This window comes from Polaromonas sp. P1_F4, assembly GCF_056405675.1.
Genome location: NZ_JBFUBP010000004.1, coordinates 146,665 through 161,677, shown reverse-complemented (window position 1 = coordinate 161,677; position 15,013 = coordinate 146,665). Strand labels below are relative to the sequence as shown.

14 protein-coding genes are annotated in these 15,013 nt (G+C 64.9%); 11 read left to right on the top strand and 3 right to left on the bottom strand.

What is annotated here, in order from left to right:
* Window positions 1–34: 34 nt before the first annotated feature.
* The gene (locus tag AC1DYQ_RS10570) at window positions 35–688 is read right to left on the bottom strand and encodes a DedA family protein (protein ID WP_477686752.1); all 654 of its coding nucleotides are present in this window, start codon (window positions 686–688) and stop codon (window positions 35–37) included.
* Window positions 689–878: 190 nt separating this feature from the next.
* Here AC1DYQ_RS10570 and mutL point away from each other — a divergent pair, with 190 nt between their 5' ends.
* From mutL to AC1DYQ_RS10550, 4 genes are all read left to right on the top strand, one after another.
* Complete coding sequence (mutL, locus tag AC1DYQ_RS10565; RefSeq protein ID WP_477686751.1) at window positions 879–2,801, top strand: DNA mismatch repair endonuclease MutL; 1,923 nt, start codon at window positions 879–881, stop codon at window positions 2,799–2,801.
* A 32-nt stretch (window positions 2,802–2,833) separates the two neighbouring features.
* Complete coding sequence (locus AC1DYQ_RS10560; protein ID WP_477686750.1) at window positions 2,834–3,790, top strand: alpha/beta hydrolase; 957 nt, start codon at window positions 2,834–2,836, stop codon at window positions 3,788–3,790.
* Window positions 3,791–3,896: 106 nt separating this feature from the next.
* Window positions 3,897–5,228: an ammonium transporter gene (locus tag AC1DYQ_RS10555; protein WP_477686749.1), complete on the top strand. Its 1,332-nt coding sequence runs from the start codon at window positions 3,897–3,899 to the stop codon at window positions 5,226–5,228.
* Window positions 5,229–5,255: 27 nt separating this feature from the next.
* The gene (locus AC1DYQ_RS10550) at window positions 5,256–5,615 is read left to right on the top strand and encodes a hypothetical protein (protein WP_477646866.1); all 360 of its coding nucleotides are present in this window, start codon (window positions 5,256–5,258) and stop codon (window positions 5,613–5,615) included.
* Between the two features lie 43 nt (window positions 5,616–5,658).
* Here the strand turns inward: AC1DYQ_RS10550 and AC1DYQ_RS10545 are convergent, their stop codons facing one another.
* Window positions 5,659–6,417: a DeoR/GlpR family DNA-binding transcription regulator gene (locus AC1DYQ_RS10545; RefSeq protein WP_477686748.1), complete on the bottom strand. Its 759-nt coding sequence runs from the start codon at window positions 6,415–6,417 to the stop codon at window positions 5,659–5,661.
* Between the two features lie 95 nt (window positions 6,418–6,512).
* Between AC1DYQ_RS10545 and nudK the strand changes: the two genes are divergently transcribed.
* The 4 genes from nudK (at window position 6,513) to AC1DYQ_RS10525 (ending at window position 10,052) form a co-directional block, all read left to right on the top strand.
* Complete coding sequence (gene nudK / locus AC1DYQ_RS10540; protein ID WP_477686747.1) at window positions 6,513–7,151, top strand: GDP-mannose pyrophosphatase NudK; 639 nt, start codon at window positions 6,513–6,515, stop codon at window positions 7,149–7,151.
* Between the two features lie 63 nt (window positions 7,152–7,214).
* The gene (locus AC1DYQ_RS10535; RefSeq protein ID WP_477686746.1) at window positions 7,215–8,456 is read left to right on the top strand and encodes a multidrug effflux MFS transporter; all 1,242 of its coding nucleotides are present in this window, start codon (window positions 7,215–7,217) and stop codon (window positions 8,454–8,456) included.
* Window positions 8,434–9,408 carry a tRNA (adenosine(37)-N6)-dimethylallyltransferase MiaA gene (miaA, locus tag AC1DYQ_RS10530; protein WP_477686745.1) on the top strand — a complete coding sequence of 325 codons (975 nt, stop codon included), beginning with the start codon at window positions 8,434–8,436 and terminating at the stop codon, window positions 9,406–9,408. The genes AC1DYQ_RS10535 and miaA overlap by 23 nt, the downstream gene beginning before the upstream one ends.
* Window positions 9,405–10,052: an ABC transporter ATP-binding protein gene (locus tag AC1DYQ_RS10525; protein WP_477686744.1), complete on the top strand. Its 648-nt coding sequence runs from the start codon at window positions 9,405–9,407 to the stop codon at window positions 10,050–10,052. Before miaA ends, AC1DYQ_RS10525 begins: the two co-directional genes overlap by 4 nt.
* A 15-nt stretch (window positions 10,053–10,067) precedes the next feature.
* Here AC1DYQ_RS10525 and AC1DYQ_RS10520 read toward each other — a convergent pair whose 3' ends face one another.
* The gene (locus tag AC1DYQ_RS10520; protein WP_477686743.1) at window positions 10,068–11,039 is read right to left on the bottom strand and encodes a threo-3-hydroxy-L-aspartate ammonia-lyase; all 972 of its coding nucleotides are present in this window, start codon (window positions 11,037–11,039) and stop codon (window positions 10,068–10,070) included.
* Between the two features lie 189 nt (window positions 11,040–11,228).
* Here AC1DYQ_RS10520 and AC1DYQ_RS10515 point away from each other — a divergent pair, with 189 nt between their 5' ends.
* The 3 genes from AC1DYQ_RS10515 to AC1DYQ_RS10505 all read left to right on the top strand — a co-directional run bounded on the left by AC1DYQ_RS10515 (window position 11,229) and on the right by AC1DYQ_RS10505 (window position 15,000).
* Window positions 11,229–13,817 carry an ABC transporter permease gene (locus AC1DYQ_RS10515; protein WP_477686742.1) on the top strand — a complete coding sequence of 863 codons (2,589 nt, stop codon included), beginning with the start codon at window positions 11,229–11,231 and terminating at the stop codon, window positions 13,815–13,817.
* Between the two features lie 217 nt (window positions 13,818–14,034).
* Complete coding sequence (locus tag AC1DYQ_RS10510; RefSeq protein ID WP_477686741.1) at window positions 14,035–14,487, top strand: hypothetical protein; 453 nt, start codon at window positions 14,035–14,037, stop codon at window positions 14,485–14,487.
* 297 nt (window positions 14,488–14,784) lie between these two features.
* Entirely contained in the window at window positions 14,785–15,000 is a 216-nt protein-coding gene (locus AC1DYQ_RS10505; RefSeq protein WP_477671159.1) for a hypothetical protein, read from the top strand.
* Window positions 15,001–15,013: the final 13 nt, after the last annotated feature.

The window sequence follows — 15,013 nt, the reverse complement described above, 5'->3', positions numbered from 1 at the left end:
CAGGCCTTTTGGGCGGGTGCGTATCAGCGCACCTTCAGGCGCCGGCGTTGCCTGCTTTGCGCCTGGCTTTCCAGGCGCCGAAAATAACAATCAGGCCGGGAATAAAAATCATGGCCCAGATGATTTTGTCGAGATGGGTTTTGACAAACGGAATGTTGCCGAAAAAATACCCTACCGTGATGATGCCGCCGACCCACAGCGCGCCGCCCACAAGGTTGTACAACGTGAACTTGCTGCGTGTCATGTCCGACACGCCTGCGACAAAGGGGGCAAAGGTGCGAAGAAAGGGCATGAAACGCGCCGCGATGATGGTGATGCCGCCATACCGCTCGTAAAACGCGTGGGCCTGGTCAAAAGCCTTTTTGTTGAACCAGCGCGAGTTTTCCCACTGGAACACTTTGGGGCCCAAGGCCCGCCCTATGCTGTAGTTGCACTGGTCGCCCAGTACCGCCGCCACAAACAGCAACGCCACCGCTACCGGAAAACTCATGAGGCCGACGCCGCACATCGCACCCACCACAAACAACAGCGAATCGCCCGGCAAAAAAGGCATGACGACTACGCCAGTCTCCACAAAAATAATCAGGAATAACAGGGCATACACCCATGCGCCGTAGCTGGTGACAAAGGCTTCCAGGTGCTTGTCGACATGAAGAATGAAATCGATGAGAAAGGTGACTAGTTCCATGCCGGCAATTTTGACAGGTATGAAACCAGCAGGCCTGCAGGGCCGGCCAATGCGCTTCATGGCATGCCCCAAACCTTGCAAATCGCCAACAGACTATTACAAGTTGGTGATTGAACCGGTGCGGGAAGGCCTCAGGACGCAGGGGGTTTACGGCATGTCCCTCAACAGCCAAACCCGTAAAATCTGCGCAATGACCCTGCCCGCCCGCCGCCCGATCCGCGAACTCCCCGATGAACTGATCAGCCAGATTGCGGCCGGCGAAGTGGTGGAGCGCCCAGCGTCCGTCGTGCGCGAGCTGGTCGACAACGCACTGGACGCCGGCGCCACGCAGGTGACTGTGCGGCTGCTGGCCGGTGGCGTGCGGCTCATCGTGGTCGAAGACGACGGTTTTGGCATCCCGCGCGAAGAACTTCCCGTCGCCCTGCGGCGCCATGCCACCAGCAAGATTGCGTCGTTGCAGGATCTCGAAGCCGTCGGCACCATGGGTTTTCGGGGCGAGGCGCTGGCGGCGATCAATTCGATCGCAGACATGAGCCTGCTGTCCAGAACCGCCGCGGATGAACACGCATGGCAGCTTGACGGCCGCACCGGCGAACTGAAGCCCGCCGCCCGCAGCCGCGGTACCAGCGTGGAAGTGCGGGAGCTGTTTTACGCCACGCCCGCGCGCCGCAAATTCCTGAAAACCGATGCCACCGAACTGGCCCACTGCATTGAAGCCGTACGCCGCCATGCCCTGGTGCGGCCCGATGTGGGCTTTGCCATCTGGCACGAAGGCAAGCTGGTCGAGCAATGGCGCGCGGCGACAGGCGACAACGCCCACCAGCAGCGCCTGGCCGACGTGCTGGGCAGCGAATTTGTCGAGCAGTCCGTGACCGTCAGCTATGAGAGTTCAGCGCGCCGCGCCGACGGCCTGCCTGCCGTGCGCGTCTGGGGCGTCGCCGGCATTCCGGATGCCGCCCGCTCGCGCGCCGACCAGCAGTTCGCGTATGTCAATGGCCGCTATGTACGCGACAAGGTACTGACCCACGCTGCGCGCAGCGCGTATGAGGACGTGCTGCACGGCCACCGCCAGCCGGTCTATGCGCTGTATGTCGAGATCGACCCGTCCCGCGTGGACGTGAACGTGCACCCGACCAAGATCGAAGTGCGTTTTCGCGACAGCCGCGAGGTGCATCAGGCCGTGCGCCATGCCACCGAGAACGCGCTGGCCATTCCGCGCTCCATGGCAGCTGTCCAGGCCGGCGCGGAAGACGCTGCTGTCACGTCCACCGGATTTCTTGAGCAAAACAAGGCTTTTGCGCAACAGGGATGGGCGCAACCAGCTATCAATTTTGTAGCAAACGGCGGCCACCGGGCCTCCGACTTTGACGCCATGTGGCCGTCATCGCAAGCCGTCGCGCCCAGCCAGCGGGAGCCGGGCGAGGATGCCCTGTACGTCACCATTGCCCCAGCCGGAAATGGCATGGCAAACCCCGGCGTGCCTGAAGGCGCCATCGCCCTGCCCTCCGGCGACTGGCCACTGGGCCGCGCCATCGCCCAGTTGCAGGGCATCTACGTGCTGGCGGAAAACACCCAGGGCCTTGTCATTGTGGACATGCACGCTGCCCACGAGCGCATCGTCTATGAACGCCTGAAAACCCAGATGGACGGTGTCGATGGCGCCGACGGTGCCAGCATCATCAGCCAGCCGCTGCTGATTCCGGCCACCTTTGCCGCCAGCCCCCAGGAAGTGGCCACGGCCGAGGCCAACGCCCAGGCATTGGCAACGCTGGGCCTGGAAATCACGCCTTTTTCGCCCAAGACCCTGGCGGTGCGCGCCGTGCCCACCAGCCTGGCGCAGGGCGATGCGGTGGAGCTGGCCCGCAGCGTGTTGGCCGAGCTGGCCCAGCACGACGCCAGCACCGTCATACAGCGGGCCCGGAACGAGTTGCTGTCGACCATGGCCTGCCACGGCGCCGTGCGCGCCAACCGCAAGCTCACGCTCGACGAAATGAATGCCCTGCTGCGCCAGATGGAAGCCACTGAGCGCTCCGACCAGTGCAACCACGGGCGGCCCACCTGGCGGCAAGTCAGCATCCGGGAGCTTGACACGCTCTTCATGCGCGGACGCTGAACTTTCCGGCGCCCGGCGAATCACTCACTTGCATGAAACGCTGGCACCTCTTTACTTCTTTCCTGATGACGCTGGCGTTGCTGGCGGGCTGCGCCACCCTTGACGAAAAGCAGCGGGCCTGGATCTTTCAGCCCAGCGACCGCACCTGGAGCGGGGGCGCTGCCGCCGCTGTTGGCATGGAAGACGTCTGGATTGACTTCAACGCCGCTGGCGGCAACGGCAGTGGCGTCGACCACCCCGTCCGCCTGCACGGCCTGTGGCTGCCCGCAGACCCGCCTGATGCCGCAGGCAAAACCCCCGTGCTGCTGTACCTGCATGGCGCGCGTTACAACGTCACCGGCTCCGCGCCGCGCATGCGCCGCATGCAGGAGCTCGGCTTCTCGGTCCTGGGGATCGACTACCGCGGTTTTGGCAAAAGCACCTACGAACTGCCGTCGGAAACATCGGCCTACGAGGACGCCCGCGCCGCCTGGGACTGGCTGGCCAAAAAGTACCCCGGCCGTCCCCGTTACATCTTCGGACACTCGCTGGGCGGGCCCATTGCCATCAACTTGGCCACTGAGGTGGCCGATGAAAGCGGCACGATTGTCGAAAGCACATTCACCTCCATCGCCGATGTCGTGAGTACGTCCCAGTGGGGCTGGATGCCGGTGTCGCTGCTCATCACCCAGCGTTTCGAGGCCGTCCGAAAAGTCGGCAAGATCGGCTCCCCCCTGCTGGTGGTACATGGCGGCGAAGACCGCCTGATCCTGCCGGACCTGGGGCGCAAGCTTTATGACGCTGCAGCGCAGCCCAAGCTCTTCTTGCTGGTGCCGGGTGGCTCGCATCACGACACCAACCTGGTCGGCCAGCCCCAGTACCGACAAGCGCTGGCACAGCTGTTCCAGATGGACAGGAGCCTTGCTGACGGTGCGCACAATGAGGCATTGCAGGTGGCCGGTGGCAAGCGCGCCCCAAAACAAGCCGAAATACTACAGAACAAGGAATAATGCCCAAAAACGGGTATTTTTTACTTACCCAACACATGTAGCCGGATGTAACATTCCCCGTACCGCATAGCAGCTGATAACAGCTAAAACAACGAGAGGGGAATGTATGAGCCAAGTCCTGGTTACCCGTAGGCCGTCTGCCTTCACTTTGCTGGCCCCTGTGCTGGCGCTTCTGGCGTCTGCCCCTCTTCATGCCCAGACTGCCGCCGCTGCCGCGGCGCCTGCCGTTGCGAAATTCAATGGCGCAGACACCGCCTGGATGCTCATCTCGACCGTGCTGGTGCTGCTGATGACCATTCCCGGCATCATGCTGTTCTACAGCGGCATGATGCGGGCCAAAAATGCGCTCTCCATCGTGGCGCACACTTTTGCGGCCACCACGGTTGTCACGCTGGTTTGGGCGGGCATTGCCTATTCACTGGCCTTCACGCCCGGCAACCCCTGGATCGGCGACATGAGCCGCGCGCTAAGCGAAGGGCTATTGGGCTCAAAAGTCGGCGCGCATGTTTCGGCGCCTTCCGTGCCGGAATCCGCTTTCTTCCTGTTCCAGCTGGCATTTGCCATCATCACCTTCGCACTGATCATCGGCGCCACCGTGGAGCGCATGCGCCTGAGCGCCACCATTTTCTTTGCGGCCTTCTGGACCATCCTGGTATACGCCCCCGTGGCCCACTGGATCTGGCAGCCCACCGGCTGGCTCGCCAGCATGGGGCACATGGACTTTGCGGGCGGCACGGTAGTGCACATCGCGGCCGGCGTCAGCGGCCTGGTGGCGGCCAAGGTTGTGGGTCCGCGCAAGGGTTTCGGAACCGAACCGATGGTGCCGCACAACCTCTTGATATCCATCATCGGCGCCGGGCTCTTGTGGGCGGGCTGGTTCGGCTTCAATGCCGGTTCGGCCTTTGAAGCCAGTTCGCGCGCCGTGGGCGCCCTGCTGGCCACCCAGGTGGCGGCCTGCGTTGGCGCGTTCATGTGGGGCATTTGCGAATATGTCCAGCGCGGCAAGTTCAGCGTGCTGGGTATGGCAACTGGCGCCATTGCCGGCCTCGTCGCCATCACGCCGGCGTCCGGTTTTGTCGGCGTCATGGGCGCATCGGTGCTGGGCTTTGCGGGCGGCGTCGGCTGCTTCCTGGCCGTGACCCGCTTCAAGCGTGCCACAGGAATTGACGACTCGCTTGACGTATTTGCCCTGCATGGCGTTGGCGGCATCATCGGCACGGTCCTGACCCCGGTCTTTGCGCTCAAGGAAATTGCACCCGTGACCGCCACCGTGTTTACCAACCTCGTGGGAGCCTGCGCCGTTGCAGCTTACGCAGGCGTCGCGACCTGGCTGATTTTGCTGGTGGTCAAGCCCCTTGCAGGCCTTCGCGTCACCGCGGCAGAGGAAGAACTGGGGCTTGACCTTGCCCAGCACGGTGAAATGATTTCAGGTGCTTGAGTTCCCCGCCATCAAGACACGTAAACCATGCTGCTAACCATGACACCGCCTGACGACTCCGATCTCATGGCCTACGCGGTGCGGATGGTCATTCCCATGAAGCGGGAGTTCGGCCGTTCGTTGAACGTCCATCAATTCCTGCATGACCTGCCGTACGCCACTGAAGTAATTCAGGAAGCGCTCAACAGCAAGGACGAGCGCCTGCGCAGCTACGCGGCCTATGCGCAGACCAAGATTTTCGGACCCCGCAGCGGCAGCGAACCGTTGCTGTCAGCGTCCGCAGCATCGCCCGCCGTAGCGGCTGCCGCTCCCGCCGCAAGCGAAACAGAAATCAGCGAAGACCTGCGGGCCAAGGCCATCGCCCGGTACAAGTCGGGCCTGCGCTGAACAGCCTGGCCGCCGCGGCAAAGCCCTGATACCCCAGGCTTGATCAGCCGGCCCTCACCACACGCACGCCGGCACGTCTGGCGCTGCTGATCCACGCTGCCTGCGCGTCGCGGTGAACCACCACCGCTGACACATCGGCCAACGCCATGATGCGGCAGGCCGAGGCCGCGCCAAGTTTTTCGCCCGATGCCAGCAGCACTGTCTCCGAGGCACAGCGGTGCAGCGCCCGCTTGACGGCGGCTTCTTCGGAATCTCCCGTGGTCACGCCCGCCGACGCATGCACGCCGGTCGCCCCCATGAAAAACACATCGGCCCGCAGGCGCGAGAGCTGCTCCATCAGCTCGGCCCCCATGGCCACCATGGAGTGCCGGAAAAGCCGCCCGCCAAGCAGCTGAATCACGATGTGGGGACAACGCGCCAGTTCCATGACAACCGCCGGGCTGTGGGTAAACACCGTCGCATGGAGGTCTTCGCTCAGGTGCCGCGCCATCTGCAACGCTGTGGTGCCGCCGTCGATGATCACCACCTGCCCGGGCTGGACCATGGCCGCCGCCGCCCGGCCGATGGCCTGCTTGTCCAGCGGCGCAATCTGCTCACGCACCGCCACATTGCCGACGGCCGGCGAAGCAGGCAAGGCCCCGCCATGGACACGCTGGAGCTTGCCCGCCTGGGCCAGCTCGCGAAGGTCGCGACGGATGGTGTCTTCCGAAATACCCAGTTCCTGGCTGACGGCCTTGGCAACCAGTTGCCCGTCACGGTCAAGGCGCGTCAGCAGCAGGTGTTTACGTTGGCTGGTCAGCATCGGGTTTCGGCTCCGGTCTCTTGTGCGGTCTGGAACTGGACATTGCACGAAATTTCATGATAATGCACGATATTACACGAAATCAGCCAACCCGAATGAGCCCTTCCTTCCTGATTCCACCGCCCGCACCACACGTGCGCGTGCTCGGCGATGAACGCCTGTCCGACAACTGGTATGTGTTGCGCAAACTCACCATCGAGCTGCGCCGCCGCGGCGGCACGTGGCAGCAGCAGACACGCGAGGTCTACGACCGCGGCAACGGCGCAGCGATCCTTCTTGTCAACGCCCGGCGGCAGACCGTGGTGCTGACAAGGCAGTTCCGGTTGCCGGCCTGGGTCAACGGTTGTGCCGACGGCATGCTCATCGAGGCCTGCGCCGGACTGCTCGATGGCGACGACCCCGAGACCTGCATCCGGCGCGAAGCAGCCGAAGAAACCGGGTTCCGCATCCAGGCGCCGCACAAGGTGTTCGAGGCCTACATGAGCCCGGGCTCGGTCACTGAAAAGCTGCACTTCTTCGTGGCATCCTACGAAAGCTCAGACCGCACCGAAGAAGGCGGCGGCATCGCCAATGAAGGCGAAGACATCGAGGTGATCGAGCTGCCGCTGGAAGACGCACTGGCCATGGTGCGCAGCGGCGCCATCGAAGACGCCAAGACCATCATGCTGCTGCAACACGCAAAAATCACCGGCCTGGACCGCCTGCTCCCTCCGTTCCCTTCTTCCGGGTCCTGAGCTCATTCTGGAGACGGCCGCTCCGAGGGGCCACGCCAGCATTTGTCTGATACGCTCAGCTCAATGGATGTTCCTGTTTCGAAGACCGCGGCGCCCGCCATGTCGCCCGGCATGGTCGTGTTGGTGCTGTCGATGCTGCTGGGCATCCAGCCGGTCACGACCGACCTCTACCTGCCCGCCCTGCCCGCGCTGACCGAAGGCTTCGGCGCGCCGATGTCGCAGGCGCAGCTCACGCTCAGCGCCCTGTTGCTGGCCTTCGGCACATCCCAGCTGATCTGGGGCCCGCTGTCGGACCGCTTCGGCCGCCGCCCCATCCTGCTGTGGGGCCTCTCGGCCTACACCCTCGCATCGATCGGCAGCACGCTCGCCCCCTCGATGGCGATGCTGATCACCTGGCGCATCGTGCAGGGCGCCGCCATGGGCGCGGCAGTGATGTGCGCGCGAGCCATTGTGCGCGACCTGTACCAGCCGCTTGAAGGCGCCCGCGCCATGTCCAAGGGCTTGAGCGGGCTGGGTGTTCTGGCCTGCATCAGCGCTCCACTGGGTGGCCTGTTGTCGGAGCTTTTCGGCTGGCGCATGGCCCTGATGGCGCTGGCCGTGTTCGGCGCGGCCACGCTGGCCCTCATCTCACTGCGGTTTGAGGAAACCCTGGCACAGAAAAACCCGCGTGCGCTGCAGCCGGCCACACTGCTACGCACCTGGGTTCATATTCTTCGCAACCCCACGTTCCTGGCGTTTTCGGTGTTGACCGCGGCGTCCTACGGCGGCCTCTTCACCTTTCTGGCCACCTCGTCGTTCGTGTTTATCAAGGTGCTGGGCCTGACCAAAACGCACTACGGACTCATCATGTTTTCGATGTGTTTTTGCTACCTCACCGGCACCTTCATCTGCCGACGGCTGCTGCCACGCTTTGGCGTGCGGCGCTCGGTGGCGGTGGCCGCGTGCCTCACGCTGGCCGGTGGAACTTTGATGGGTGTGCTGGCCTGGGCCGGCATCCAGAACGTCTGGGCCATCATGCTGCCCTACTACCTGTTCATGCTGGGGCACGGCGTGCACCAGCCCTGCGGGCAGAGCGGCGCGGTAGGCCCCTTCCCCCAGGCGGCGGGTGCAGCCTCGGCCCTCAACGGTTTTCTGATGATGGTCGTGGCCTTCGGCATGGGCGGCTGGCTGGGAACCCACATGGACGGCACGGTGCGGCCGCTGACCAACGGCGTCTGGTTCTGGAGCGCACTGATCGCCGCCACGGCCTGGACCGTGATCCAGAAATACGGAGAGCCTGCCCATGAGGCCGCAGCCAGGGCCTGACATGCGCGGCATCGCGCTGGCCGGGCCGACGGCCTCCGGCAAAACCGCCGCCGCCATGGCCATCGCGCAGCGCCACGCGGTGGAAATCATCAGCGTCGACTCCGCACTGGTCTATCGCGGCATGGACATCGGCACCGCCAAGCCCACACCGGCCGAGCTGGCCGCTGTGCCGCATCACCTGATCGACATCCGTGACCCGCTGCACGCCTACAGCGCGGCCGAATTTGTGGCCGACGCCAACCGGCTGATGGAAGACATTCGCGCGCGCGGCAAGCTGCCACTGCTGGTAGGCGGCACCATGCTGTACTTCAAGGCGCTGTTCGACGGACTGGACGACATGCCCAGGGCCGACCCCGCCACGCGCGCCCTGATTGCCGAAGAGGCCGCCGCGAACGGCTGGCCGGCGCTGCATGCCGCGCTCGCCCTGGTGGACCCGGTCACGGCCGCCCGGCTCGCACCGAACGATTCGCAGCGCATCTCGCGTGCACTGGAGGTTTTCCGCGTGTCAGGCCAGCCGCTGTCATTCTTTCACCAGCAAAACGCTACAAAAAACATAGCTGCTGGCGCACAGCCATCAATGGCTGCAGCCCTTATTTCCCTTGAACCGCAAGACCGGAGCTGGCTCCACGAGCGCATTGCCCAACGCTTCGACGCCATGCTGGCCGGCGGGTTGATGGACGAAGTGAAAGCCTTGCGCGCACGCGGCGACCTCACGCCCGACCTGCCTTCGATGCGCTGCGTCGGCTACCGCCAGGCGTGGGAAGCACTTGACGGTAACTACCCGCTGGCCGAGCTGCGCGACAAAGGCATTTTTGCCACACGCCAGCTGGCCAAGCGCCAGATCACCTGGCTGCGCTCCATGCCGCAGCGCCAGGTCGTGGCCTGCGATGCGGCCGATGCGTTGCAGCAGGTGCTTGCGCTGGTTGACGCTTCTGTGGGGCAGATAACGTGAGCCTTCACCTCAGGGACCTCGCCAAACGCTACGGCACAACTGCCGTGTTCAGCCATGTCACGCTGGATGTTGAGCCCGGCGAATTCGTCGCCATCATCGGCGAATCAGGCGTCGGCAAATCAACGCTGCTCAACTGCATGGCCGGGCTTGATACCTGGGACGAAGGCTCGGTACTGCTGAACGGCCAGGACCTGGGTGCCATGACCGATGACCAGCGTGCGCTGCTGCGGCGGCGCCATGTGGGTTTTGTGTTTCAGGCCTTTCATGTGTTGCCGCACCTGGATGTCGCGCAAAACGTGGCCCTGCCATTGCTGCTGCTCGGCGAGCCGAATGATGCGCGCGTGCAGTCACTGCTGGATGCGGTCGGCCTGGCCGGCATGGGCGGGCGTTTGCCCCAGCAGCTCAGCGGCGGCCAGCTGCAGCGCGTGGCGATTGCGCGCGCCCTGGTGCACCGGCCCAGCCTGCTGCTGGCCGACGAGCCCACCGGCAACCTGGACCCAACGACGGCCGCAAAAGTAATGGATGCGCTGATCGCCCAGACCCGCGAACACGGCGCCTCGCTGGTGCTGGTTACCCATTCGGAAGCGGCCGCCGCGCGTGCAGATCGCCGGCTGCACCTGAGCGCCGACGGCATTCTTCCCTGAGCTGCACGCTGCGCGTCAAGGCTGGGCCAGCAGCTCCGCGTAACGCTTCAAGTCAACGTTTCCGCCGCTGATGATGACGCCCACCTTTTCACCAGGGGCCGCAGGACTGGCCTGCAGCGCGGCGCACGCCCCGGCAAACGCCAGGCAGCCGGTCGGCTCCACCACCATCTTCATGCGCTCGGCAAAAAAGCGCATGGACTCGACCAGCTGCGCATCGCTTACCGTGAGGATGTCGTCCACATCGCGCCGGATGATGCCGAAGGTGTATTCGCCCAGGTACTGGGTCTGCGCGCCGTCGGCAATGGTTTTGGGCGTTTCAATGTGCACGATGCGGCCGGCGCGCAGCGACTGCTGGCCATCGTTGCCGGCTTCAGGCTCTACGCCATAGACCTTGCACTGCGGCGACAGCGCGCGCGCCGAGAGTGCCGAGCCACTGGTAAGCCCACCGCCGCCCAGGCATATGTAGAGACGGTCCAGCGGACCGGTTTCGTCGATCAACTCTTTCGCTGCCGTACCCTGGCCGGCAATCACGTCGGGGTGGTCATAAGGCGGGATCAGGGTCATGCCGCGTTCGGTGGCGAGCCGTTTCGTCAGCGCCTCGCGGTCTTCGGTGAAACGGTCGTACAGCACCACTTCTGCGCCATAACCCCGCGTGGCGGCCAGCTTGGCGGCGGGTGCGTCCTTGGGCATCACGATGACCACGGGCATGCCGAGCAGGCGCGCAGAAAGCGCCATCGCCTGCGCATGGTTGCCCGACGAAAACGCGATCGCACCAGCCTTGCGCTGCACCGCGTCGAACTTCGACAGCGCATTGAACGCGCCGCGAAACTTGAAAGCACCCATGCGCTGGAAGTTTTCACACTTGAAGAAGAACCGGGCGCCCCAGCGCGCATCGGCGGTGCTGGACTGCAGCACGGGTGTGCGGTGCGCATGGCCTTCAAGCCGCGCGGCAGCGGCGGTGACGTCGTCGTAGGTAGGGAGTTGCATGGTGAATACGCTTTCATTCCGGGTGGAAAAATCAGGAATATCCGGGTTCATCCGGAAGACCGATAGATTAGATGACGAGGCGCTTTCCCGACAGAGCCAGAAAGCCCGATTCTGTACCGATACAGATGGCGGGCTTTTTCATTCGCCGGGGCCTGACTCCGCCGCAGCGCTGAAAGGCACAATGGGCGCATGCGCGCCCTGCTCTCAAGCTTCTCCTGGCGGGAACTGCAACACCACCCCTGGCGCAACGCCGCCGCCGTAGTGGCCGTGATGCTGGGCGTGGCCCTGGCGTTTTCAGTACAGCTCATCAATGCGTCGGCACTCAGTGAGTTTTCGCAGGCGGTACGCGCGGTCAATGGCCAACCCGACCTGGAGCTGCGTGCCGTGCAGGGCAGCTTTGACGAGGCGGTGTACGCGCGCGTGGCCAACCATCCGCAAGTCGCACTGGCCAGCCCGGTGCTTGAAATCAGCACGTATGCGCTGGACGACACCTCCCCCACCGGCCGCCTGCCGCTGCGCATCATCGGCATCGACGCGCTGGCGGTGGCCGCCATCGCGCCGTCGCTGATGCCGGTGCCGTCTTCCGACGCGGGACGCTTCGCCCTGTTTGCGCCCGGCAAGGTGTTTTTGAACGCCGCCGCCCGGCAGGCCTTGAGTGCACCGGAGCTGCGCCTGCAAAGCGGCCTGGAACTGCGCAGGGTGGCTGTGGCCGGCAGTGTCGGCGCCGGTGGCGGGCCTCTGGCCGTGATGGACATTGCCGCCGCGCAGGAGCTCTTCGGCAAGGCCGGGCAACTCTCGCGCATTGACCTCAGGCTCAGCGCCGGCGCCGATGCGCGCCGTGTGATCGAGTCGCTGCAGCTGCCGTCCAACATCACCGCCACAGCGCCAGGGGACGCGGCCGAACGCGTCAGCAACCTGTCGCGCGCCTACCGCGTCAACCTGACGGTGCTGGCATTGGTGGCCTTGTTCACGGGCGCCTTCCTGGTGTTTTCGGTGCTCTCGCTGAGCGTGGCCAAACGCGCGCAGCAATTCGCGCTGCTGGGCGTGCTGGGCCTGACCGGACGTGAACGCCTGCAGCTGGTGCTGGCCGAGTCGCTGCTGCTGGGCGTGGCCGGCAGCGTGCTGGGCATCGCGCTGGGCTCCGGCCTGGCTGCGCTGGCGCTGCGGCTGCTGGGCGGGGACCTGGGGGGCGGCTACTTTTCCGGCGTCGCACCCACCTTGCAATGGAACGGCTGGGCCGCACTCACTTACGGTGCGCTGGGAATTGCTGCCGCCGGGGTGGGAGGATGGTGGCCGGCTCGTGCGGCGCAAAAACTGCCGCCAGCGCAAACCCTCAAGGGCCTCGGCGCTGCGGCAGGCACCGGCGGCGGCCACTGGTTCAGTATCATTTTGATAGCTGCTGGCGCTCTGCTGGCGCTGGTTCCGCCGCTATTTGACATTCCACTGGCAGCGTACGTGTCGGTGGGCTTGCTGCTGGTTGGCGGCATCACCGCCTTGCCCTGGCTGATTTCGCTGATCTACAACCGGCTCAGCCCCTGGGTGGCTCACCGGCTGCTGCCGCTGCTGGCTGTGGAGCGCGCGCGCCGCGTGCGCGAAAGCGCCGCGGTGGCCGTGAGCGGCGTGGTGGCATCGCTCAGCCTGGCCGTGGCGCTCACGGTGATGGTGACCAGCTTTCGCGAGTCGGTGACGCACTGGCTGGACGTGGTGCTGCCGGCAGACCTGTATGTGCGCACGGCGCTGGGAACCTCCGCCAGCGACACGGCGTACTTCTCGCCGGAGTTTGTTGATGCGCTGGGCCGCCTGACCGGCGTGGCGCGGGTGGGCAGCCTGCGCACCACGCAGCTGCTGCTGGATACCGCCAGGCCCAGTGTCACGCTGATCGCCCGCCCGCTGGACAACCCGGCCACCACGCTGCCGCTGGTGGGCCAAGCGCTGCCGGTGCCGCCCGGGCACATTGGCATCTATGTGAGCGAGCCGATGGTTGACCTGTACGGGGCACGCCCAGGCACCGTCTTTCGCCCACTTTCACAAGCTTTTATGGCTCTGGCCCAATCAGGACGAGCGCGAGCAGCTCCTGATTTGATAGCAAGCAAGGTGGAATCCGAGACGCCCGTGTTTTATGTGGCGGGCGTCTGGCGCGACTACGCACGCCAGTTCGGCGCCATCGCCATGGCCCATACGGACTTCGAACGCCTGACCGGCGACCGGCGCACCAACGACCTCGCGCTGTGGCTGAAGGAAGGCGCCAGCGACAGCCAGGTGCAGCAGGCCGTGCGCGGCCTGGCCGAACAACAGTCCGGCGCTGGCGCGCTGCTGGAGCTGGCCTCCGTCAGCCAGCTGCGCGCCACGTCGCTCCGGATTTTTGACCGCAGTTTTGCCGTCACCTACTGGCTGCAGGGCGTAGCGATCGCCATCGGCCTCTTCGGCGTGGCCGCCAGCTTCAGCGCCCAGGTGCTGGCACGCCGCAAGGAGTTTGGCCTGCTGGCGCACCTCGGGCTGACACGCCGGCAAATCCTGGCCGTGGTGGCCGGCGAAGGCGCGGCCTGGACGGTGATAGGCGCGCTTGCGGGGCTGGCCCTGGGACTCGCGGTGTCGACCGTGCTGGTGTACGTGGTGAACCCGCAAAGCTTTCACTGGACCATGGACCTGATGGTGCCCTGGCTGCGCCTGGCCCTGCTGTGCGCCGCGGTGGTGGTGGCCGGCACCGTCACGGCCTGGCTGGCGGGCCGCGCGGCCGCAGGCCGGGACGCCGTGCTGGCGGTGAAAGAAGACTGGTAAGCCTTCCTTGCCCCTTTGCGGCATTGCCGCGAAAAGTGCGCCGCGGGCAAGGGCAGCGCCGTGCACCGTCCTACAGGCGTGGAGGCCGGTTTCCGACGCTATCCGGCCGCTCCCGGCATCACACTGTGACTCATGCGGTGGCGGTCAAGTGCGCAGGTGTTTTGCCAGCCCTTGTCTCCCACGCCCTTTTCTCTTTCACATGCCTGCGGAGAACGCGATGACCACCAACACCAGCCCCCAGACCGGCACCAACGCGAACCCGACGGGCAAGTTCGCACGGCATGCTTCCTCCCGGCCGTCCCGCGGCTTGCAGCTCACCCGCAATGACGACGGCAGCGTAACCCTGGCACTCAACCAGCCCCTGAGGCTGCAGGCGGAAGAGCTCGAAGAACTCGTCGCCAGCCTTGCCGGCGTGCGCGCCGACATGGACCCGCCCTACCCGCTGGACTGCCCGCCATTGAGTGCGCTGGAGCCCAGCTACAGCCCACGGCACTGGGTTGCCTGCGACCCGTTGACCGGAAAAATTCTGCTGTTCCTGCGGCACCATCTTTTTGGATGGCTGGGCATTGTGCAAACGCCGGAGACCGCGCTCGACATGCTGAAGTCGGTGGCCGTCGAGATGAAAAACCTGGAGCTCTCCGAGCGCGATCCGCGGCGCGAACTGCACTGAGCATTGCTGCCCACCACGCCATGGCCGCTTCGCCGCGCGAGCCTCGTCTCATCGTGTTTATCGTGCTGTACATCTTGATACGAGGCGCTCCGCGGGTTGGCCAATGAATTCAGGACCTGCGCGCTGCACGGTGCAGCACCTGCCGCCTTCCCATCTTTAGCTTTCTCCAATGCACGCGGCCACGCCGAAAGGCGTTTTCGTTTGCTTACTCATGGTCACGTTTTTGACGCGCGATTGTCATCACAGCGCCGGGATGAACTCCTACCATGGAGGCATTCACCAGAGAGGGCTTGCATCATGAGACCTGCTAAAGCACCGCCGCACGACTACCGCATTGAAAACGTCGATCCGGCCGAGGGCAGCCTGCTGCCGTCGAGCTCGAATCACCTTTTTGCAGACTACTCGCTGGCCGTGGCTGTCGCCGTGAAAAGCGTGGCCGACCCCACGCGACAGGAAGTGCGCGTCGTGCACGTTCCCAGCGGGGAAGTCGTCTTCCGGACTTCAGCGTTTTGACGTCGATGTCCGC